This window comes from Photorhabdus sp. RW14-46, from assembly GCF_963887965.1.
Taxonomy (GTDB): domain Bacteria; phylum Pseudomonadota; class Gammaproteobacteria; order Enterobacterales; family Enterobacteriaceae; genus Photorhabdus; species Photorhabdus laumondii.
On the sequence record NZ_CAWPHH010000122.1, the window covers coordinates 1 to 577 of the forward strand.

The 577-nt window shown below is 49.7% G+C and carries 1 pseudogene; it reads right to left on the reverse strand.

The window, feature by feature from the left end:
- Positions 1–577: pseudogene (locus tag AACQ38_RS23855) on the reverse strand (hypothetical protein); the annotation flags it as partial.

The following is a 577-nucleotide window of genomic DNA, read 5'->3' on the forward strand; positions in this document are numbered from 1 at the left end:
CGGTTACCATTAAAGTAATCACTAAAGGTGACTGACCCTGTTGATTCAAAGACGCCCTGCGCAGTTTTATCCTCAATATGACGGTTTACTGATAACACCAGATCATATCCACTGCGCTGGAACCACAGGTTTTGCCCGTCAATATCGTTAAAAACAATCATATCTTCCGCATTGATATCATCAACCTGACTGTCAATGACCTGACCACTGACCACAAAACTGTCTACTCCTGCGCCCCCCCGGAAGTAGTTCTGGTATCCCCCCAGCACCAGCAGATCCTGACCTTCACCGCCGTCAAACTGGCTGAATTTCGACATTGTGGCCGCTATCAGGTGGTCATCACCTTCTCCGCCATTAATTACCGCATGATAGCCCATCAGTTTAATAACATCGTCACCCGCGTTACCGTCAATCTGGTTGTCATTACCAAACACCCGACCAAAGTCATGGCCTTCACCCAGCTCAACCCGGTTGTTATTCCCGATGGTCACGGCATAATCCTGACCTTCCCCGGTCTCCACCCGGTTGTAGTTGCCGGAGGTAACAACGTAGTCGTCCCCGTTACCGGCATCAATCA